Annotated in this window: 21 protein-coding genes; 13 read left to right on the top strand and 8 right to left on the bottom strand. The window is 63.6% G+C overall.

The features are described from left to right. Nucleotides 1-2: 2 nt before the first annotated feature. From serA to MY494_RS11115, 4 genes are all read left to right on the top strand, one after another. Nucleotides 3-1589, top strand: coding sequence for a phosphoglycerate dehydrogenase (serA, locus tag MY494_RS11100; protein ID WP_247910301.1), 1587 nt, complete (start codon nucleotides 3-5; stop codon nucleotides 1587-1589). Nucleotides 1590-1594: 5 nt separating this feature from the next. Next, on the top strand, nucleotides 1595-2506 hold the full coding sequence (gene prmA / locus MY494_RS11105) for a 50S ribosomal protein L11 methyltransferase (RefSeq protein ID WP_247910302.1): 912 nt from the start codon (nucleotides 1595-1597) through the stop codon (nucleotides 2504-2506). 180 nt (nucleotides 2507-2686) lie between these two features. Continuing rightward, nucleotides 2687-2986 carry a ferredoxin gene (locus MY494_RS11110; RefSeq protein ID WP_010310832.1) on the top strand — a complete coding sequence of 100 codons (300 nt, stop codon included), beginning with the start codon at nucleotides 2687-2689 and terminating at the stop codon, nucleotides 2984-2986. A gap of 133 nt (nucleotides 2987-3119) precedes the next feature. Continuing rightward, nucleotides 3120-3482, top strand: coding sequence for a hypothetical protein (locus tag MY494_RS11115; protein ID WP_247910303.1), 363 nt, complete (start codon nucleotides 3120-3122; stop codon nucleotides 3480-3482). Nucleotides 3483-3548: 66 nt separating this feature from the next. Here MY494_RS11115 and psbV read toward each other — a convergent pair whose 3' ends face one another. Together psbV and rnz are read right to left on the bottom strand one after the other, a co-directional pair. Further along, complete coding sequence (gene psbV / locus MY494_RS11120) at nucleotides 3549-4058, bottom strand: photosystem II cytochrome c-550 (protein WP_247910304.1); 510 nt, start codon at nucleotides 4056-4058, stop codon at nucleotides 3549-3551. A gap of 106 nt (nucleotides 4059-4164) precedes the next feature. Beyond that, nucleotides 4165-5115, bottom strand: coding sequence for a ribonuclease Z (gene rnz / locus MY494_RS11125; protein WP_247910305.1), 951 nt, complete (start codon nucleotides 5113-5115; stop codon nucleotides 4165-4167). A gap of 103 nt (nucleotides 5116-5218) precedes the next feature. On the opposite strand from rnz, the gene MY494_RS11130 reads away from it, so the two are divergent. Both MY494_RS11130 and MY494_RS11135 read left to right on the top strand, forming a co-directional pair. After that, nucleotides 5219-6523, top strand: coding sequence for a SpoIID/LytB domain-containing protein (locus MY494_RS11130; RefSeq protein ID WP_247910306.1), 1305 nt, complete (start codon nucleotides 5219-5221; stop codon nucleotides 6521-6523). After that, nucleotides 6496-7275, top strand: a complete 780-nt coding sequence (locus tag MY494_RS11135; protein WP_247910307.1) for a glucosamine-6-phosphate deaminase — start codon at nucleotides 6496-6498, stop codon at nucleotides 7273-7275. Before MY494_RS11130 ends, MY494_RS11135 begins: the two co-directional genes overlap by 28 nt. Here MY494_RS11135 and MY494_RS11140 read toward each other — a convergent pair. Then, entirely contained in the window at nucleotides 7268-8029 is a 762-nt protein-coding gene (locus tag MY494_RS11140) for a YebC/PmpR family DNA-binding transcriptional regulator (RefSeq protein ID WP_247910308.1), read from the bottom strand. The two genes, MY494_RS11135 and MY494_RS11140, sit on opposite strands and share 8 nt — an antisense overlap. Before the next feature lie 18 nt (nucleotides 8030-8047). Further along, the gene (gene truB, locus MY494_RS11145) at nucleotides 8048-8884 is read right to left on the bottom strand and encodes a tRNA pseudouridine(55) synthase TruB (protein ID WP_247912036.1); all 837 of its coding nucleotides are present in this window, start codon (nucleotides 8882-8884) and stop codon (nucleotides 8048-8050) included. A gap of 100 nt (nucleotides 8885-8984) precedes the next feature. Here truB and MY494_RS11150 point away from each other — a divergent pair, with 100 nt between their 5' ends. Together MY494_RS11150 and MY494_RS11155 are read left to right on the top strand one after the other, a co-directional pair. Further along, nucleotides 8985-9719 (top strand): queuosine precursor transporter, encoded by a 735-nt coding sequence (locus MY494_RS11150; RefSeq protein WP_247910309.1) that lies wholly within the window; start codon nucleotides 8985-8987, stop codon nucleotides 9717-9719. Between the two features lie 6 nt (nucleotides 9720-9725). Continuing rightward, complete coding sequence (locus MY494_RS11155) at nucleotides 9726-10472, top strand: bifunctional 2-polyprenyl-6-hydroxyphenol methylase/3-demethylubiquinol 3-O-methyltransferase UbiG (RefSeq protein WP_247910310.1); 747 nt, start codon at nucleotides 9726-9728, stop codon at nucleotides 10470-10472. Nucleotides 10473-10532: 60 nt separating this feature from the next. Here the strand turns inward: MY494_RS11155 and rpmA are convergent, their stop codons facing one another. Then, nucleotides 10533-10796, bottom strand: coding sequence for a 50S ribosomal protein L27 (gene rpmA / locus MY494_RS11160; RefSeq protein WP_247910311.1), 264 nt, complete (start codon nucleotides 10794-10796; stop codon nucleotides 10533-10535). 41 nt (nucleotides 10797-10837) lie between these two features. Then, a complete protein-coding gene (gene rplU, locus MY494_RS11165) occupies nucleotides 10838-11191 on the bottom strand; it encodes a 50S ribosomal protein L21 (protein WP_247910312.1) in 354 nt (117 codons plus the stop codon). A gap of 143 nt (nucleotides 11192-11334) precedes the next feature. Here rplU and MY494_RS11170 point away from each other — a divergent pair, with 143 nt between their 5' ends. The 3 genes from MY494_RS11170 (at nucleotide 11335) to kaiC (ending at nucleotide 14187) form a co-directional block, all read left to right on the top strand. Beyond that, nucleotides 11335-12180: a circadian clock protein KaiA gene (locus tag MY494_RS11170; RefSeq protein ID WP_247910313.1), complete on the top strand. Its 846-nt coding sequence runs from the start codon at nucleotides 11335-11337 to the stop codon at nucleotides 12178-12180. Between the two features lie 39 nt (nucleotides 12181-12219). Next, the gene (kaiB, locus tag MY494_RS11175; RefSeq protein ID WP_247910314.1) at nucleotides 12220-12567 is read left to right on the top strand and encodes a circadian clock protein KaiB; all 348 of its coding nucleotides are present in this window, start codon (nucleotides 12220-12222) and stop codon (nucleotides 12565-12567) included. A gap of 78 nt (nucleotides 12568-12645) precedes the next feature. Next, on the top strand, nucleotides 12646-14187 hold the full coding sequence (gene kaiC, locus MY494_RS11180) for a circadian clock protein KaiC (protein ID WP_247910315.1): 1542 nt from the start codon (nucleotides 12646-12648) through the stop codon (nucleotides 14185-14187). On the opposite strand, the gene nblS is transcribed toward kaiC, so the two are convergent. Both nblS and purD read right to left on the bottom strand, forming a co-directional pair. After that, nucleotides 14184-16196 (bottom strand): two-component system sensor histidine kinase NblS, encoded by a 2013-nt coding sequence (gene nblS / locus MY494_RS11185; RefSeq protein ID WP_247910316.1) that lies wholly within the window; start codon nucleotides 16194-16196, stop codon nucleotides 14184-14186. The two genes, kaiC and nblS, sit on opposite strands and share 4 nt — an antisense overlap. Nucleotides 16197-16220: 24 nt before the next feature. Next, nucleotides 16221-17513 (bottom strand): phosphoribosylamine--glycine ligase, encoded by a 1293-nt coding sequence (gene purD / locus MY494_RS11190; protein WP_247910317.1) that lies wholly within the window; start codon nucleotides 17511-17513, stop codon nucleotides 16221-16223. 79 nt (nucleotides 17514-17592) lie between these two features. Between purD and MY494_RS11195 the strand changes: the two genes are divergently transcribed. After that, nucleotides 17593-18642: a hypothetical protein gene (locus tag MY494_RS11195; protein WP_247910318.1), complete on the top strand. Its 1050-nt coding sequence runs from the start codon at nucleotides 17593-17595 to the stop codon at nucleotides 18640-18642. Continuing rightward, nucleotides 18639-19397 (top strand): phosphoribosylaminoimidazolesuccinocarboxamide synthase, encoded by a 759-nt coding sequence (purC, locus tag MY494_RS11200; RefSeq protein WP_247910319.1) that lies wholly within the window; start codon nucleotides 18639-18641, stop codon nucleotides 19395-19397. Before MY494_RS11195 ends, purC begins: the two co-directional genes overlap by 4 nt. Nucleotides 19398-19401 lie beyond the last annotated feature (4 nt).

Raw genomic sequence — 19401 nt, forward strand, 5'->3', positions numbered from 1 at the left:
TCATGACGAAGGTTCTGGTATCCGATCCCATCGATCAAACAGGGATCGACATCCTGTCCCAGGTGGCTCAGGTGGATGTGCGAACGGGCCTGCCGCCCGAGGAGTTGAAGTCGATCATTGGCGACTACGACGCCTTGATGATCCGCTCAGGAACCACGGTGACCGCCGACATCATTGAGGCGGCCTCCAAGCTGCGGATCATTGGTCGCGCTGGCGTCGGGGTCGACAACGTCGATGTCCCAGCAGCCACCAAGCGCGGCGTGATGGTCGTGAATTCGCCCGAGGGCAACACCATCGCGGCGGCCGAGCATGCCTTGGCCCTCATGCTTTCGCTCTCCCGGCACGTCCCCCACGCCCATGGCAGCACCATGGCTGGCGGCTGGGACCGCAAGAAATACGTCGGCAACGAGCTCTACAAGAAGAAGTTGGGCGTGGTCGGTCTTGGCAAGATCGGCTCCCACGTGGCCCGGGTCGCCAAAGCGATGGGCATGGACGTGATGGCCTATGACCCCTTCGTCTCGGCCGAGCGGGCACAGCAGATGCAGGTGCGTTTGCAGGAGCTTCCTGCGCTGTTCGCTGAGGCCGACTACGTCAGCCTCCACCTCCCCCGCACCCCAGACACCGAAAACCTGGTGAATGCGGAGTTGCTGCGGACGATGAAGCCCACCGCCCGCATCGTGAACTGCGCCCGCGGCGGAATTATTGATGAAGCCGCCCTGGCTGAGGCGGTCGAGAACGGCGTCATCGCCGGCGCCGCACTGGACGTCTACGCCAAGGAGCCCCTCGCCGCCGACAGCCCCCTGCGCAAGGTGAGTGAGCGCCTGATCCTCACCCCCCACCTGGGCGCCTCCACCGAAGAAGCCCAGGAGAACGTGGCGGTTGATGTGGCTGAGCAGATCCGCGACGTCCTGCTTGGTCTCCCGGCCCGCAGCGCCGTCAACATCCCTGGCTTGAATGCTGAGGTGATGGAGCGCCTGAAGCCCCATCTGCAGCTGGCTGAGATCCTTGGTCAACTGGTGAGCCAGTTGGCCGGTGGTCAGATCAGCGAGCTGGAGGTTCGCCTGCAGGGCGAATTCGCCAACCACCCGGCCCAGCCTCTGGTCATTGCTTCCCAGAAGGGTCTGCTCTCCACCGCCCTGGGCGATTCGATCAACTTCGTGAACGCTGGGCTGGAGGCCAAGGAGCGTGGGATTCACGTGGTGGAGGTCAAAGATGACGCCGCCCGCGACTTCGCCGGTGGTTCGCTGCAGCTCAGCGCCAAGGGCGCCAACGGCACCCACGTCGTGACCGGAGCGGTCTTCGCCGATGGCGAGCTTCGGGTGACCACCATCGACGAGTTCCCGGTGAGCGTGACCCCGAGCAAGCACATGCTCTTCACCCGTCACCGCGACATGCCGGGGATCATTGGCCACATCGGCTCAGTTCTGGGCGAGCACAACGTCAACATCGCTTCGATGCAGGTGGGCCGACGGATCGTCCGTGGTGATGCCGTGATGGTGCTCAGCCTGGATGACCCCCTGCCTGCCGATCTGCTGGCTGGGATCCACGCCATTGAGGGCATTCAGCAGGCACACCCCGTCACCCTGTAACCCCGATGGCCTTGCCTTGGTGGCGGCTTGAGCTGCTTGCGCTTCCAGAACTCGAGGAATCGCTGATCTGGAAGCTCAACACCCTTGGGATTCCCCGGGTGGCCGTGCGTCACCGCCCTGAGCACCCCCAGGAACGGCAGTTGGTGGCCTGGTTGCCGGCCTCCGATTGGCCGGAGAGCGAACGCCAGCAGCTCGAGCAGGCCCTCCAGCCCCTGGCGGACACCTTTGGGTTGACCCTCCCGCCCATCCACTGGTTTGAACAGGATGACGAGGACTGGAGCCTGAGCTGGAAGCAGCACTGGGAACCCGATCCGGTCGGCCAGCGCCTCTTGATCCTTCCGGCCTGGCTAGAGCTTCCCCCCGAGTACGCCGATCGGCAGGTCATCCGGATGGATCCCGGCAGCGCCTTTGGTACCGGCAGTCATCCCACCACCCGGCTCTGTTTGGAAGCGATCGAGCAGCTGGCCGATGAGCGAGGTGGAACCCTGAGCCCCATGCGCGTGGCTGACCTGGGCTGCGGTAGCGGCATTCTGGGCATCGCCGCCCTGCTTGAGGGCACCTCGTCTGTCGCTGCGGCTGACACGGACCCCCTGGCGGTCCGGGCCACCCGCGACAACGCTGTGGTCAGCGGTTTCGCTGAGCAGCTCCAGGTGGACCTGGGCTCCATTGAGCGCTTGGCCGAGATGCTTGAGGGGCGTCCTGCCGACCTGCTGCTCTGCAACATCCTGGCCCCGGTGATCGAAGCCCTCTGCCCAGCGTTTGACACCGTCCTGTCCCCCGAGGGGCTGGGCTTCCTCAGTGGGCTGCTTGTGAGTCAGGCCCCCAGGTTGCAGGAGGTTTTGGCGGAGCAGGGGTGGAGTGCAGAGCTCACCGCCCAGCAGAGCCAGTGGGGTCTGATGACCATCAGGCGCTCCTGACGAAAATCCAAAACCGGGGCTTGTCGCATAAGTCACGCTGATGTGTGCCCTTGGTTCCCATTGGGCTTCGCCTTGAGATCCCCTCGAAACCCCAGGAACTGCCCTTGTCGGATGTAGGAAGGGTCCGTCCTACAGGGCCTGGATTTTTTCTCCAGGAGCCTGTGAGCCCCAATCCTTTTCATGGCTTCCTACAAGGTCACCCTCATCAGCGAGGCAGAGGGCCTCAACAAGACCATCGAGGTTCCTGACGATCAGTACATCCTCGACGCCGCTGAAGAGCAGGGCATCGATCTCCCCTACTCCTGCCGTGCTGGTGCTTGCAGCACCTGCGCCGGCAAGATCACCGCTGGCACCGTCGACCAGTCTGATCAGAGCTTCCTCGACGACGACCAGATCGAAGCTGGTTTCGTCCTGACCTGCGTGGCTTACCCCACCAGCGACTGCACCATCAAGACCCACGCCGAAGAAGAGCTGTACTGAGCTCGACTCGGGGCGTGCCCGTTCACGCCCCGTCTCTTTGTGTTCTCAGAACCACCCTTCGGGGTGGTTTTTTTGTCTTTAGTCCCTGCCTGCCGTTGTGACTGCCTCAGCCTCGGGTTCGACCCCTCCTCAGGTGCAAGAGGTTTATGCGCCGGGCAGCGAGCACACCAGCCCTGGTGCGCAGTACAGCTTTCGGGTGATTGGCCCCTGCTGCCGTCTGTTTGATCGAGAAGAGCTGCCTTGGCCCTGTTGCCGGCTCTCCTGGCGCAGCAAGGAGCCCAGTTGGCGACGGGTGGGTAAGCGCTTCGTTCCTGACCTGGCGGCACGCCGTTGCCCTTCCTATGCGGTTGAACTGCTCCAGCCAGGCTCAAGACCCACCCAGACAGTTCTCACGCTCTTCTCCCAGCGCTTAAGTAGTCCCCTGCAGGAATGGTGGTACAGCAAGCAGCCGACCTCCTGTGATCCCAGCAACCTCACCCCGCCGGCAGTCTCCTGAGATCTGGCCACAAAAAAGCCCCGCCGAAACCGGCGGGGCTTTGCTGTCAGAGGGATGGAAGCGGGATCAGAAGTAGATCTTGCCGCCGCCCCACTGGGGGCCCAGCACTTTGGGTGCCGTCAGGATGAAACCGGCCATCAGGCGCAGGTCTTCATCGTTGAGATCGCGCATTTTCACGAAGACGTCGCTGCTGCGGATGCTGGGGTGCACGTCAGCAATGCTGTATTCGCCGTCGTAGCTGGTGGGGTCCTTCATGAACTCCACCAGGGCATCAACGTTGTCCCGGGCCGGAGTGGCGTTGGCCAGGGTCTCGGGATCCAGGCCCACGTTGTGGTTGGTCTTGGTGATGCCACCGGCGTGGCAGATGCCGCAGCTGTCGTTGAAGATCTTGCGACCCGCGTTGACTTCCTGCTCGCTGAAGCTCACCGAGGTGCCAGCGGCATCAGCGGGAACGGTGAGCTGCTCAGCGGTCCACTGGGCGGCCTGGGCAGGGCCGGCAAGACCCACCAGCAGAGCTAGGGGCAGAAGCATCAGCCGGGCCAGAGACCGGAGAGCAGAAGAGAAAACAGAGGCCATCGAAAAAGCTGGCAACGTGGCGTATAGAACGCGCCTGAGCTCTTGTATCACGGCCGGCGGACCCGCCGCTTGGCCGAGCCCAAGGCACTCACGAACTGTTGCAGGCCTAGGCCTCTTGGGGGGCGACCTCAAGGGTCAGAAAATCCTTCGCGAGGAGCGTGTTGGGGAAGATCGCCTGGGCTTCGGCCAAGAGGTCATCCGGGGTGACCGCGTTACCCGGCACATAGCGCGGGCTCAGATGGGTCAGGGCCAGCTGCTTGACGCCCGCGGCCAGGGCGGTTTGGGCCGCCATCGTGCTGGTGGAGTGCTGCTTGGCAAAGGCCATCTCGGCCTCGGCATGGGCGAAGGTGCTCTCGTGGATCAGCAGGTCAGCGCCGGCAGCCAGCTCCACCGCTGCCTCACTGAAGACCGTGTCGGTGCAGTAGACGACGCTGCAGCCGGGGCGGTCGGGGCCGCAAAGGGATTCCCCGTTGATGATCCGGCCGTCTTCCAGGGTGACGTTGCGCCCCGCCTTGAGCTCGGCGTAGATCGGCCCGGGTGGGATTCCTAGGGCTTTGGCTTGTTCCACATCGAAGCGTCCGGGCCGGGGCTTCTGGTCCACCCGGTAGGCAAAGGCCGGCACCCGGTGGATGAGCGCGGTGCAGCGCACGGTGATGTCGTCGTCATCCAGAAGCAGGGCACCGCTGCGGGCCGCGTCTTTCACCCGATGGCTGCGCAGGGGATAGCCAATGCGCATCGAGGAGGTCCGCATCACCCCCTCGAGGTAGTCGCGCAAGGGATCCGGTCCGTAGAGGTCAATGCCGCTGCAGGTGCCGGCCAGCCCCAGGCTGGCCAGCAGGCCGGGCAGGCCAAAGGTGTGGTCACCGTGCATGTGGGTGATGAACACCCGGCGCAGCTGGCTGACCCGCAGCTCACTGCGCAGGAATTGGTGCTGGGTTCCCTCGCCGCAATCAAAGAGCCAGAGCTCAGCCCGCTGCGGTAAGCGCAGGGCCACTGCCGACACATTGCGGGCTCGCGTTGGTACTCCCGAGCTGGTGCCGAGGAAGGTGACCTGCACGGCCGGTGTTCTCCCCGGTCTCTCTGGGTTGATCGTGCCATGGCGGGGCTGGCACGGCCCGCCTGGGCTCGTCACAATGGCCTGCCCTTTCCCCTTGGGGTCGATGCCGCATCGCGCCCATCCCCGAGTCATCGCCTTGGTGGCGGGGATCTGTGCTGCCGTAGCTGTGGCGCCCTTGCGGGCGGCTGAGCCCTGGTTGCGGGTGTTGGTGCTGGAGGCCCCCAGCTTGCGCGTGAGGGCGGCTGAGCCCTCGGGTGGACTACGGGTTCTTGATGGGCGTGGTCAGCAGTTGGGGCTGGAGCCACCAGGGGCCGAATTGCGCTTCGAGGCCCGGCGGCAAGACAAGGAGTTGTGGTTTGAGGCGGTGCCCCAGGCCCAGGGATCCAATCGCGACCCAGGTCTGTGGCTGGGCCAGCGCCACTACCGCGGTCGTCTGCAGCTGCGGCGCCAGGGCCCGCAGCTGCAGGTGGTGAATCACGTCCCTGTGGAGACCTACCTCCCCAGCGTGGTTGGCAGCGAGATGCCAGCGAGTTGGCCGGTCGCGGCCCTGAAGGCCCAGGCGGTGGCAGCCCGCACCTATGCCCTGAAGGCCCGCAAGCCGGCCTCGGCCTTCGACCTCAAGGCGACCGTGGCCAGCCAGGTCTACAAAGGGGTTCAGGCGGAAACCGCCAGCACCTGGGGGGCGGTGAACCAAACCCGGGGGCTCGTCCTGACGTTCAACAACGCTCTGATTGATGCGGTCTTCCACAGCAGTAGTGGTGGTTCGACCGAGAGCAGCGGGGATCTCTGGATCCGCCAGATGCCTTATCTGGTCAGTGTCCCCGACTTTGACCAGGCCTCACCGGTGCATCAGTGGAGCAAAGCCCTCGATGGGCCGCTGCTGAAGCGGGCTTTCCCCGAGCTCGATCAGGTCCTGGCCATCGAGGTTCTCTCCACGACGCGCACCGGCCGGGTCAAGCAGGCTCGCGTGGTCGGCCGCGGCGGGCAGCTCCTGCTCAGCGGTGCCCAGCTCCGCAGTCGTCTGGGCCTGCGCAGTACCTGGGTCCGCTTTGAGTTGGCTCCTACGCGTCCATCCCGCGTTGAACCCTTGGGTTTGACAGCCAGCCATGCCCCCCTGGGCTGGCCTTCCCCGCCCCCGCCGTTACCGGCGTTCTCCTTGCCCCAGGCCCGCCCGCTCCCAGGGGCGGCCGTGCAACTGGTGGCCGTCGGCCGGGGCTATGGCCATGGCATCGGCATGAGCCAGTGGGGGGCAATGGCGATGGCCCAGCGGGGCGAGAGTTTTGACGCGATCCTTCGCCATTACTACCGAGGCGTTCAGCTCGAGTCCTATGGAGCCCTGGCGCGACGGGCCCGACCTCAGCCAGGCTCAAAGCCGGAGGCATGGCAGGCGATGGCCCCCCGTTTGTGACCAGCCAGCTGATGACCCTGACGCTGGTCGCCGATGCCGCCGCCGTGGCGGAGCTTGTGGCTGGCCGTCTGCTGGAGGCTCTGCGCTCCAGGGGCAACCTTGGCCTGGCCACCGGACGCACGATGCTGCCGGTCTATGGGGCCTTGGTGCGGCAGTTGCAGCAGCTGCCAGCCCAGGAGCGCCAAGCGCTGTTGGCCGGGTGGAGCAGCTTCAACCTGGATGAATATGTCGGTTTAGGGGCTGAGGATCCGCGTTCCTTTGCCGCCTTCATGGACGCCCAGCTGGGGGTCCCTCTTCAGCTTGCCCCCGGCGCCCTCCGGATCCCTGATGGCCGGGCGCCGGACCCCCAGTTGGAGGCGCTCCGCTACCGCCAGGCGCTCCAGCGGGCAGGGGGCATCGGCTTGCAACTGCTGGGCTTAGGGGGCAATGGCCATGTGGGATTCAATGAGCCCCCCTGCGGACCCGAGATGCCCTGCCGCGCTCTGGCCCTGAGCCCGGCGACCCGGGAGCAGAACGCCGGAGCCTTCGGGGGAGATCCGGCCTCCGTCCCGGATCAGGCGATCACCCTGGGGACCGCGGAGATCCTGGGGGCCCGCTCCCTGCTGCTGGTGGTCACAGGAGGCGCGAAGGCTGAGATCCTGCGGCGGACCCTGCAGGATCCGCCCTGCGATCAGGTCCCCGCCAGTTGGGTGCAGCGGCATCCCCAGTTGGAGGTCGTGGCTGACCCTGAGGCTGCTGCCGCCCTCAGCTGAGGGCGGCCTCCATCAGGGCCTCGTCCGCCTCGAGGTTGGAGGTGACGCTCCGCACGTCGTCCAACTCTTCGAGGGCATCGAGCAGCTTGAGGCAGCTCGCGAGGGCTTCTGGATCCTCCAGGTGGCAAGGCGTCTGGGCCACCCATCGGTGCTCCCAGCTGGTCACGGGTAGTCCTGCGCTGCGGAGGCTGTCCTGGAGGGCCTCCAGCTGCTCGAACGGGCCGATGATTTCGGCCCCGTCGGCATCGATCTCGTAGCTGAGGACCTGGTCCTCGAGGCTGAGCAGGTGCTCGAGCAGGCTGTCTTCCTGCAGGTCGGCTTGGCTGAGGCGGACGACGCTGCGGTGCTCGAAGAGGTAGCCAACGCAGCCGGTCTCCCCGAGGTTTCCGCCGTTTTTGTTGAAGGCCAGGCGAATCTCAGCGGCCGCCCGATTGCGGTTGTCGGTCAGGGATTCGATCAGGACGGCCACGCCCCCCGGCCCGTAGCCCTCGTAGCGAACCTCCTCAAATTGATCGGCACCGCTCCCCCCCTGGCCGGAGCCTTTGGCGATGGCGCGCTCAATGTTGGCGTTGGGCACCCGGGCTGCCTTGGCCTTTTCAATGGCGGTGCGCAGCTGGAAATTGCCGGCCGGGTCCGCTCCGGCGCGGGCCGCCACCATGATTTCCCGGCCCAGCCGGGTGAAGACTGCCCCGCGCTTGGCATCCACCACGGCCTTGGTGCGCTTGATTTGGGCCCATCGGCTGTGGCCGGCCATGCGTGAGTTCGGAGTGAGCTAGCCCGCAGCGTCGAGCACGAGCTTGGGTTGCAGTTGTCCGGGGGAGGCGACCCGGGCCATACCCGCCAGGTTGCCATCTGGATCCACCACCACGACGGGGCTCTCGAGCGCCCAGCCGGGGTCACAGGTCTGGAGCCGCCCGCAGCGCCAGCCCGCCAGCCCGTTGTCGTCCAGCTGGTGTTGGGGCAGATGGCCGAGCACCTCCAGCGGGCTGAGCAGCGCGGGTGGCTCCCCCTCTAGTTGCTCCAGGGTCACGCTTTGCTCCAGTCCAAATCCGAGGGCTCGGGTCCGCCGCAGTCGCGCCAGGCTGCCGCCACAGCCCAGGGCCTCCCCGAGGTCGCGGGCTAAGGAGCGGATGTAGGTGCCAGAGCTGCAGTGCACCTCCAGTTCAATCTGGGCCTGCTTTGGATCCCAACCCAACAGGTCCAAGCGGTGAATGATCACCGGTCGGGGGGGAAGATCGGGGCACTGGCCGGCGCGGGCCAGTTTGTAGGCCCGTTCTCCATTGACGTGGACCGCTGAGACCGCTGGAGGGCGCTGTTGGATGGCGCCGCGGAACGGGCCTAGGGCGTGGTCAATGGCGTCGCGGCTGAGGCCTGGCACAGAACGCTCCTCCAGGACCTGACCCTCCAGGTCATCGCTGTCGGTTCTGACCCCCAGTTGGACGATTCCCCGATAGGTCTTGTCGCTCTCGAGGTAGGGAAGCAGCCGGGTGGCGGGGCCCAGGGCAATGGGCAGCACCCCTGTCACCGCCGGATCCAGGGTTCCGCCATGGCCCACCCGTTTGAGCCCATAGGCCCGGCGGATTCGGGAGACACAGCTGTGGGAGCTCATCCCCGCCGGCTTGTCGAGTACGAGAAAGCCGCAGGTCAACGCTGGATTGAGGCGAGCACGTCGCAATGGTGCCACCGTGTGGCGCAGCTGATGGCGCTCAATGCCCGTGGACGAGGCTCTGCAACAGCGCCGGGAGCTGGCCTTTCTGGTCTTGTCCGGTCTGTTCCTTGGAACGATGGGGATGTTGAACATCCTTGGTCTGACGCGCTTTCTTCAGCTCGGTCAGATTGGCTCGTGGCCCGTGGTGGTGGCGGTTGGAGCCCTCCCCTATCCGGTGACCTTTCTCTGCACCGACTTGATCAGTGAAATCTGGGGCGAGCAACGGGCCAATCAGTTGGTCTGGGTCGGGCTGCTTCTGAACGGTTGGATCGTCCTGGTGCTCTGGCTGGGCGGCGTATTGCCGGGCCTGCCGGGGGCGCCGGATGACACGTTTTTTGCAGTGCAGGGGTTGGCCTTTGGCGCGGTCGGGGCCTCCATGGCGGCCTACATGGCGGCCCAGTTCACGGATGTGCGCCTGTTCCATTTCTGGAAACGCTTCACCGGCGGCCGGGCGCTCTGGTTGCGCAACAACGGCTCGACCTTGGTCAGCCAGCTGGTGGATACGACTGCGGTGGTGCTGATTAGCCACTACGCCGCCCATGTCCTGCCCGTGCGTTCCGACCTGCCGGTCGCTCCGCAGCTGGTGAGCTTCATTGCCAGCGGTTACCTGTTCAAGGCCTTGGCCGCTTTGATCGACACCCTGCCCTTCTATTGGCTGACGGCCTGGTTGCGCCGTTGGTTGATGGTCCCGGGGGCCGGGGCGGAGTTGGGCCCTGAGCAGCGACCTCTACGGTGATCAGCCATGACCGTCACCGCCGCTCTCTCCCTCGATCATTTCCTCGCCGGAGGCTTTGATCTTCGCCAGCATCTGGCGGCCCATCTCTCGCTCTCGCCGGCTGAGCTTGAGCGGCAACTGCCCTTGGCCACCGAGGCCCTGGCGGCAGCGCATCCTGGGGCCTTTGATCCTGACCAGGCGGGGAGCTTCTACGAAAACGAGGTGGGCCATGCCCACCTGCTGGAACTCGCGGCTTGGCACCTCAGCAGTGCGGACTACATCGCGGACACCTTGCGTTTGCAGGCGATGTTTGCCAAGGGTCAGGTTCTCGATTTCGGCGGTGGGATTGGCACCCATGCCCTGGCGGCTGCGGCTCTCCCCGAGGTGGAGGCGGTCTGGTTCGTCGACCTCAATCCCGCCAATCGAGCCTTTGTCACGGACCGGGCTGAGCGCTTTGGCTTGGCGCACAAGCTGCGCTGTTTCCGGGACCTGGGGGATGCCGCCCTCCCGGCCCAGTTCGACACGGTGGTCTGCCTGGATGTGCTCGAGCACCTCAAGGATCCATCGGCGCAACTCGAGCAGTTCGCTCAGCGGATGGGCCCCGAGGCCATTGCCCTACTCAATTGGTATTTCTTTCAGGGCTTCAACGGCGAGTACCCCTTCCACTTTGATGATCCGGCACTGGTGGAGCGGTTCTTCCGCACCCTGCAGGCCCGCTTCCTCGAGGTGTTTCACCCGTACTTGATCACCACCCGCGCCTACCGCTTGGCCTGAAGCCAGCCCATAAAAAAGCCGGCACCAAGGTGCCGGCTCAGGAGCGCCTAGGAGTTGGCTTCAGCCGACGGCCACGTTGATGCGCTTGCGGGTGCGCAGGCCACGCTTGATGGTGTCGAAGCTGACCACGCCATCGACGAGGGAGAAGAGGGTGTCATCAGCGCCGCGGCCGACATTGCTGCCGGGGAGGACGGAGGTGCCGCGCTGGCGAATGAGGATCGAACCGGCGCTGACGGATTCACCGCCGTAGCGCTTGACGCCAAGACGCTTGGAGTTGGAGTCGCGGCCGTTACGGGTGGAGCCGGTGCCTTTCTTGTGGGCCATGGGGGAGGAAGCTCAGGGGTTCAGGAAAAGGGTCTGGAGGATCAGGCCAGTGCTTTGCCGCCGACGCTGATGGACTTGACCATCACGCGGGTGAGCTCCTGACGGTGTCCGTTCTTACGGCGGGTCTTCTTCTTGGGGCGCATCTTGTAAACGATGATCTTCTGGCCGCGGCGGTGAGCCATCACCTGAAGCTCAACGGTGGCCCCTTTGACGTAGGGCTGACCAACGCTGGCGGCCTTGCCGTCGTTGACGAGCAGCACGTTCTCAAGGGTGAGGGTGCTGTCGACCTCGGCGTGGATGCGGTTGAGGTCGTAGTAACGATTGGGCTGGACCCAGACCTGGGTGCCCGACGTTTCAACGATGGCGTAAGGGCCGGTTTGCGAATCAGTGCTCATGACGAAAGGGGCGCGGTCAGGCTGGCGGAAGGACACCGCCAATTCGGCCTGCCACGGCAATCGGAAGACAAACAACGAGTTTCGCCGCTCGAGGCGACTCCCGTCAACACTGTGGTCACGTGCGAGGGCTCTGACTACGGCCGATGACTCAGCCGGCGCTCACCATTGCATCGCTGCTGTCGGACCCGCGGTTGGTCAAGGCCGCCACCACCTGGCTGAAGGGCGAGCGTTATCGACTGGAGGATCTGGGCTCCCTTTCTGACCCCATCGCCGAACTGATGCAGCGGCGGGATGCCTTTGATGTCGTGCTCTTGCAGCAGGGGGTCACGGCTCCGGATGCCCTCGAGGGCTTGCGGCAGCAAGGCGTACTGCTGCCGGCGGTCGTCGTGGGGGAGGTCAGCGGTCGCGTGGACTATCACGAGGCGGAGGTGCATCTGCCCCAGGACCAGCTCGAGCAGATCGTCTACAGCCTGGATGCGGCGGTCTCGCGCTTCCTGCGCAAGGGGATGTCCGCTGGGCATGAGCCCGGTGGTGAGTCGGCCTCGACTCCATTGTCTTGGCGGCTTCCCAATCGCCTTCAGGGCCGATTGGGCTACTTAGGGGTCTTCTATAAGCGCGACCCGTCTCTCTTTTTACGCAATCTGCCCCAGGAGGACCACAGAGAGTTGCGCCAGTCGTTGCAGCGGGGCTATCGCGACGTCCTGATCAGTTACTTCAAGGACCCTGCGGCGGCCAACCAGGCGATTGAAAGCTTTGTCCACAGCGCCTTCTTTTGTGATCTGCCGGTCAACAGCGTTGTTGAAATCCATGTGGACCTGATGGAGTCCTTTTGGAAGCAGCTACGGCTGGAGGGCCATAAAAACGACTTTCTTCAGGATTACAGGCTTGCGCTCTTGGATGTCATGGCCCATTTGTGTGAGATGTACCGGCGTTCGATCCCTCCCGATATCCCGTTAGCAGAGCCGCCGCCTGATGAGGCTGTTGGTTAGTTCTTTCCCCATTCCATTTGACCTGAGGAGGTGATTTCAATGAGTCCGCGCAAGACCTACATCTTGAAGCTGTACGTGGCGGGGAACACGCCCAACTCCATGCGTGCGCTCAAAACCCTGCGCAACATTCTGGATACGGAGTTCCAAGGTGTTTACGCTTTGAAAGTCATTGATGTGCTCAAGAATCCGCAACTGGCCGAAGAGGACAAGATCTTGGCCACACCCACCCTGTCGAAGATTCTGCCGCCTCCGGTGCGCCGGATTATTGGTGATCTGTCAGATCGAGAACGGGTTTTGATTGGTTTGGACCTTTTGTTTGAGGAGCTCAGTGACGAGGCTTTGTCCGAGTCCTTGATTGATGGGGATGCGACGGGGGATCTTGTGTGAAAACCAACGTTGAACTGACAAAGAATGGCTGCCATCGCCATCAATTATCCCTAAATTGCCAGTAGGCCTACCCACCCCATGCAGGACCCCATCCCACAACCCAACAACCTATCGACGGTTCAGAAGCTCCCCACGGGGATTGAGGGTTTTGATGATATTTGCCAGGGGGGGTTGCCGATTGGTCGCTCGACGCTGATCAGTGGAACCTCGGGTACGGGTAAAACGGTCTTCTCGCTCAACTTCCTCTACAACGGCATTCGTCAGTTCGACGAGCCTGGAATTTTTGTCACGTTTGAAGAGTCGCCGCTCGATATCCTCCGTAATGCCGCCAGTTTCGGCTGGAATCTTCAGGAAATGGTCGAGCAGGATAAGTTATTCCTGTTGGATGCCTCCCCTGATCCTGAGGGACAGGATGTCGCCGGTAGCTTCGATCTCTCGGGTCTGATTGAGCGGATTAACTATGCGATCCGCAAGTACAAAGCCAGGCGCGTCGCGATCGATTCGATTACGGCCGTTTTTCAGCAATACGATGCGGTCTCGGTCGTGCGTCGCGAGATATTCCGGCTGATTGCCCGACTTAAAGAGATCGGGGTGACGACGGTGATGACCACTGAGCGGATCGATGAGTACGGTCCGATTGCCCGCTACGGGGTAGAGGAATTCGTCAGCGATAACGTCGTGATCCTCCGCAATGTCCTGGAGGGTGAGCGGCGCCGGCGCACGGTGGAAATCCTCAAGCTGCGCGGAACCACCCATATGAAGGGAGAGTTCCCCTTCACCATGGGCTCCCATGGCATCAGCATCTTCCCGCTGGGGGCGATGCGACTGACCCAACGCAGCTCCAATGTGCGGGTCAGCTCTGGAGTCCCGCGCCTCGACGAGATGTGCGGAGGGGGCTTCTTCAAGGATTCGATCATCCTGGCGACCGGTGCTACCGGTACCGGCAAGACCCTGCTGGTCAGCAAGTTTGTTGAAAACGCCTGCGCCAATAAGGAGAGGGCCATCCTGTTTGCCTACGAGGAGTCGCGGGCCCAACTGCTGCGCAATGCCACCAGTTGGGGCATTGATTTTGAAGAGATGGAGCGACAGGGGCTCCTGAAAATTATTTGTGCCTATCCGGAGTCAACGGGTCTGGAGGATCATCTGCAGATCATTAAAACGGAAATCAGTCAGTTCAAGCCCTCGCGCATGGCGATTGACTCCCTCTCGGCCTTGGCGCGGGGTGTTAGTCACAACGCCTTCCGTCAGTTTGTGATCGGTGTGACCGGCTATGCGAAGCAGGAAGAGATCGCCGGCTTCTTTACCAATACCTCCGAGGAGTTCATGGGAAGCCACTCCATCACAGATTCCCACATCTCGACAATCACCGACACGATCCTGCTACTTCAGTACGTTGAGATCCGCGGTGAAATGGCCCGTGCTCTGAACGTCTTCAAGATGCGTGGCTCCTGGCACGACAAGGGGATTCGTGAATTTGTGATCACCAGCAATGGCCCCGAGATCAAAGATTCTTTCTCCAACTTTGAGCGGATTATTAGCGGCGTCCCGCACCGAATTAACCACGATGAGCGCAGCGAGCTCTCGCGAATTGTGAAAGGGGTTGGAGAGGATCAGTTCTAGATCCCAACGCCTAAATCGCTCGAACTCCTCCTTTCAGCTTGAAGTTGGAGTTCTGTATCGTCTGCGTCCTCAAGGGGAAGGTCGAACCAGAAGGTCGTGCCGACATTGAGCTCGCTGACCATGCGGATCATGGTCCCGTGTTTTTCGAGGATGCCCCGCACGATCGAAAGGCCCAGCCCCGTTCCGATTTCCGTGTGAACGGCGTTTTCGACCCGATAAAAGCGATCAAAGATTTTCGCTTGATCTTCGCGGGAGATGCCAGAGCCCGTATCGGAGATCTCCACCCGCAGCTTTGGCAGTGGTGCGGTCAGCTCGCAGGCGGGGTTATCCGGGTTGGCGGCGGTGCTCGGGTCGATGGTGCAGACGTCCGGCCAGAGGTAGGCCCGGAGACTGAGGCTTCCTCCGGCGGCCGTGAACTTCAGGCCGTTGCCCACCAAGTTGTCGAAGACCTGGAGGAGCAGATCCCAGTTGCCCCGCACCCTGGGCAGATCGTCGCTGACGTGCAGTTCGAGCTCGACGCCCTTTTCCTTGGCATTTAATTTGTAGTTGCGAAGGGTCTGCTCCATGGTCGGGGCCAGCTCCACCGCTTCCATGGACCAGGCGCGATCGCTTTCCAGACGGGAGAGATCGAGAACGTCATTGACCAGACGGGTCAGTCGATCGGTCTCGGCGTTGGCAATGGCGAGGAAGTCGCGCCGGTCCTCCTCGCTGAGCTGCTCGCCCATGTCATGGAGCGTTTCGACGTAGCTCTTGATGTTGAACAGCGGTGTCCGCAGTTCATGGGAGACGTTGCTGATGAAACGACTCTGGGCTGCGTTGAGCTCCACTTCCCGGGTGAGGTCCTGGATCGTGACGGCGATGCCCTTGAGGGTTTCACCACTGGCATCGCGCACGGATTGCAGAACGATGCGCAGGGTGCGCGGCGGCTCGCCAAAGCTGCAGCGCACATCACTGCTCTCTTTGTCGTTCTCCAGCAGGCTCTCGAGCGGAGACTGAAGCTCGACATTGAGCCCCTCTGGCAGTTCATCCATCAGGAGGGTGCCTTCAAGATTGCGGCCCTCCCAGCGGAAGAGTCGCCGGGCGGTGGGGTTGACCAACACCACGCGCCCTTCTGAATCCAGCAGCAAGGCCCCGTCGGCCATGGTGGCGATCAGGGACTGCTGCTTGACCTGGGCGGCGGTGAGTTCCTCGATGTTCGCTTCGTTGTAGGCCTCGAGCTGGGAGGCCATGTCGTTGAAGCCGTCCAGTAGTTCTCCCAATTCCCCGCCAACGGGCAGAGCAATCCGCGCTTCAAAATCCCCCCCGGCGATGGAGCGAACCCCCCGCAGTAGCTCCTTCACCGGTTGGGTGATGGTCAGGGCGTTGAACACCGCCCCCAAGATCACCAGGATCCAGATCGAGATGAAGACCGCCACCGTCACCTCTCGGCTCAGCGCTGCGCTGGCCAGGGCCGCTTCGTTGGGGTTGATGCCCAGGGCCAGCACGCCGAGATAACGCCCACCGGCGACCAGGGGCACGAAGACATCGGTGACCTGCCCATCCGGGGTCAGATGTTGACGAATGAGCGGGTTCTGCGGACGCCGGGAGAGTTCGCCGGGTAGCTCCAATTTGCGGCTCAGCAGCAGTTCACTGCTGCCGGTGGTGCCACTGATCGGGATCCCCAGGTAGATGACCCCATCGGGGTCGGCGAAGAAGATGTAGCGAAGGCTCCGGCTGGATTTCCAAAACCGTTCGGCAACCGCCGCCAGCTCCCGGTCGTTGCCCTGGGCGACCAGCGGCGTGACATTGGCAGACAGCAGTAGCCCGAGATCTCGGGCATAGCGGGTGTCGCTCATGCGTACATCCGCCTGGATGCCGTTGAGCGCGAAAAAGGTGATGGCCGTCATCACCAGGCTGACCACCAGGGTGGCGGCTGCCAGCAGCTTGGTCTGGAGGCTGAATTCCGCCCACCAGCGCACCAGGCTCTGCCACCAACGGCGAGGGGCAGGCGTGGTGGGGCTGCTGGTCAAGGTGCTGAGATCGGCGGCGGCAGCTTAGTGGTTGCGGACCTGGTGGCCAATGTCGCGGCGGTAGGTGATGCCCTCAAAGTGCACCTGCTCGAGCCCGGCGTAGGCCTTGGCAAAGGCGGCATCGAAATCACTCGCTTGTGCCACCATCGCCAGCACCCGGCCCCCATTGGTGTGGCAGACCCCAGCGTCGTCCAGGCGAGTTCCGGCATGGAACAGCTGTCGATCGGCGCCGTTCTTCACTGCGCTGGAGATGGTGTCACCCCTGCGGATTTCCCCTGGATAGCCCTGGGCGGCGGCAATCACGCAGGCGCTGCACTGGTCGGCGATCGTCAAGGTCGGTGCCTTCTCAAGCTGCCCGGTGGCGCAGGCCAGCAGGACCGCAGCAAACTCCGGCCCCATCAGCGGCATCAAGGTCTCGCACTCCGGATCGCCGAAGCGACAGTTGAACTCGATCACGCTGGGCCCGTTCTCGGTGAGCATCAGGCCGGCGTAGATCACCCCGCGGTAGCTGATGCCACGGGCCTGAAGGGCTGCCAGGGTGGGTTCGAGGACCCGTCGCTTGACCTCCTCTAAACCGGCTTGATCCAGGAGCGGTGCCGGTGCATAGGCACCCATTCCTCCGGTATTGGGTCCAACGTCACCCTCGCCAATGCGTTTGTGGTCCTGGGCCGGGGGCAGCAGCACCATGCGTTCCCCATCACTGAGGGCAAAGACCGAGACCTCGGGGCCATGGGTGCGCTCCTCCAAGACCAAGGAGGCTTCGGCACCGAAGCGTCCAGCAAAAATCTCCTCGATGGCTGCGCGGGCTTCCTCCACGCTCTCGGCCACGGTCACCCCCTTGCCGGCGGCCAGTCCATCGGCCTTCACCACCAGCGGCTTGCCTTGGCTCTCCAGGGCGCTGAGGGCTTCCTCTCGACTGTTGGCTTTCCAGTAGCCCGCCGTGGGGATTCCGGCCTCCACCATCAGCGCTTTGGCCCATTGCTTGCTGGCCTCGAGCTGGGCGCCGTCCGCTCCTGGGCCAAACACGGCATGCCCGGCTTGGCGCAACCGATCCGCCAACCCAGCGGCCAGGGGGGCTTCGGGCCCCACCACGACCAAATCAATCCTTTGCTCCTGGCAGGTCTTCAGCAGGGCGTCCTGATCCCCCTCGCTGATGGCCAGTTGGATGCAGCCCTCGAGTTCAGGGGTTCCACCGTTCCCGGGCGTAACCCAGACCTGCTTCACCCCCGCGCTGCGGGCGAGCGCCCAGGCCAGGGCGTTCTCCCGTCCACCCCCTCCGACGACCAGCACGTGTTGCGGGGCAGCGGTCGCGGTCATGGAGGGCTGGAAGCGAGTGGTCAGTTCGGTAATCACAGCGGTGAGCTCCCCTAGGTTGTCCCCCAGAAGACCGCTGCCGGTGCCTTTCCTTCTTTACTCGCCGGTGGGGGCGCGTCGCCGGTGGCCTTTGACCTTGGGCTTGGCGCTCTTCCCGCTGTTGTTGGCTGCAGCTGGGCCCGCCGAGGCGAAGTTGCCCTTCATTGGCGATCTCTTTCGCGCCCAACCCAAGCCGAAGGTTGAGGGACCGTCGGCTCCGGAGATTGAGGGGAGCACCCCAGAGGCCGAGTTTCAGGCGTTGCTCAAGACCGGAGACGTGCGGGCTTTGAACCTGGCCTGCCAGGAAGCCGCCAGCTTTGACTTTGTGACCCGCCTGCGGTTGCTTCAGGAGCGGTTGCTGACGGTGGCGCCGCCGCCCCAGCCCTTCCCTGTGGTGTTGATGAATGCCAATGCCCTGCTCAGTTGCAGGGCCCCTGATGGGGCGCTGGATGTTCTCAACCGCTTTGGCCCTGCCCCCGGTCAGGAGCGTGAACAGTGGTTGGTGCAGCGTTGGCGTGCTGCCCAAGCCGGCTTGCATCATGGTCTGGCGGCACGCCTACTCGAGCAACTGACGGCGGCCGACCCCGAGCGTCTGGAAACTCTGGCCTTGCCCATTCGGGTGAACGAGGACGGCACGGTTGTCACGCGGCCGGCTCTCGATCTGTACGTGGACCACCTGCTTGCCCTGGATCGCCGCCAAGAGGCGGCAGCCCTGCTGCTGGCCGGACGTCGTCCGGGGCAGCTCGCGGCCGAGCGCCTCAGCCAAGCGGTCGCTTTGCTGTCGCAACTGCCCCTGGCGGAACGCGATCAGCTGATGGAGCGGGCCCTGGATCAGGCGGCCGCCGCACAGGCCTGGGGAATGGCCATTGCGCTGTTGGAGCAGCAGCGCAAGCTGATCGAATCGGAGTCCCCTGGTGTGGTGGCTGAGCGCTCGCGCGCACGCCTGAGCCGCCTCAGCCAGCGTCTGGATGACGCCTACAGCGCGTGGGCTATCACGCGGGAAGATTCTGGACAAAGCGCCAGGGCCGACGCGTTGCAGCAGCAACTGCGTTCCCCCCGCGACCCCGGAGGCCACGCCGCACCGCAACCATGACCGCTTACACCCTCGGATCTCTGCTCTACGAAGGCAAAGCCAAGCGCGTTTACCAGACCGATCAAACTGACTTGGTAGCGGTCGAGTACAAGGACGACGCCACCGCCTTCAACGCCCTCAAAAAGGCCCAGTTGGCGGGCAAGGGCTTGATGAACTGCCAGATCTCAGCGCGGCTGTTTGAGTTGCTGGAGCGGGAGGGGATCGTGACCCACTACCTCTCCTTGCAGGAACCCAACTGGATGCTGGTCAAGCCGGTTCAGATCGTTCCGGTGGAAGTGGTGGTGCGCAACATTGCCTTTGGTTCTCTCTGCAAGCAGATGCCGATCGAGCCGGGCACTCCCTTGGACCCCCCGCTGCTGGATCTCTATTACAAGGACGACGCCTATGGCGATCCGCTGCTGACCGACGCGCGCTTGGAGCGCCTCGGTGTGCTGAGCGCTTCTCAACGCCAGGAGCTTGAGCATCTGGCGATGGCGGTCAATACGTCCCTGCGTCGTTTCTTCGCGGAGATCGCCCTGGAGCTGGTGGACTTCAAGATCGAGCTGGGCTTCACCACAGACGGTCAACTGGTGGTGGCCGATGAGATCAGTCCCGACACCTGCCGGCTCTGGGATCGCAATGTCAGCGGCGACGCCCAAGAGCGAATTTTGGACAAAGACCGTTTCCGCCAGGATCTTGGCGGTGTGGTCGAGGCCTACGGGGAGGTTCTCAAACGGGTCCAAGCTGCCTGCCCACCACCCCGTCTAGGCAAGTAAGTTC

Origin of the sequence: Synechococcus sp. A10-1-5-1 (assembly GCF_023115425.1) — a bacterium.
Taxonomy (GTDB): domain Bacteria; phylum Cyanobacteriota; class Cyanobacteriia; order PCC-6307; family Cyanobiaceae; genus Vulcanococcus.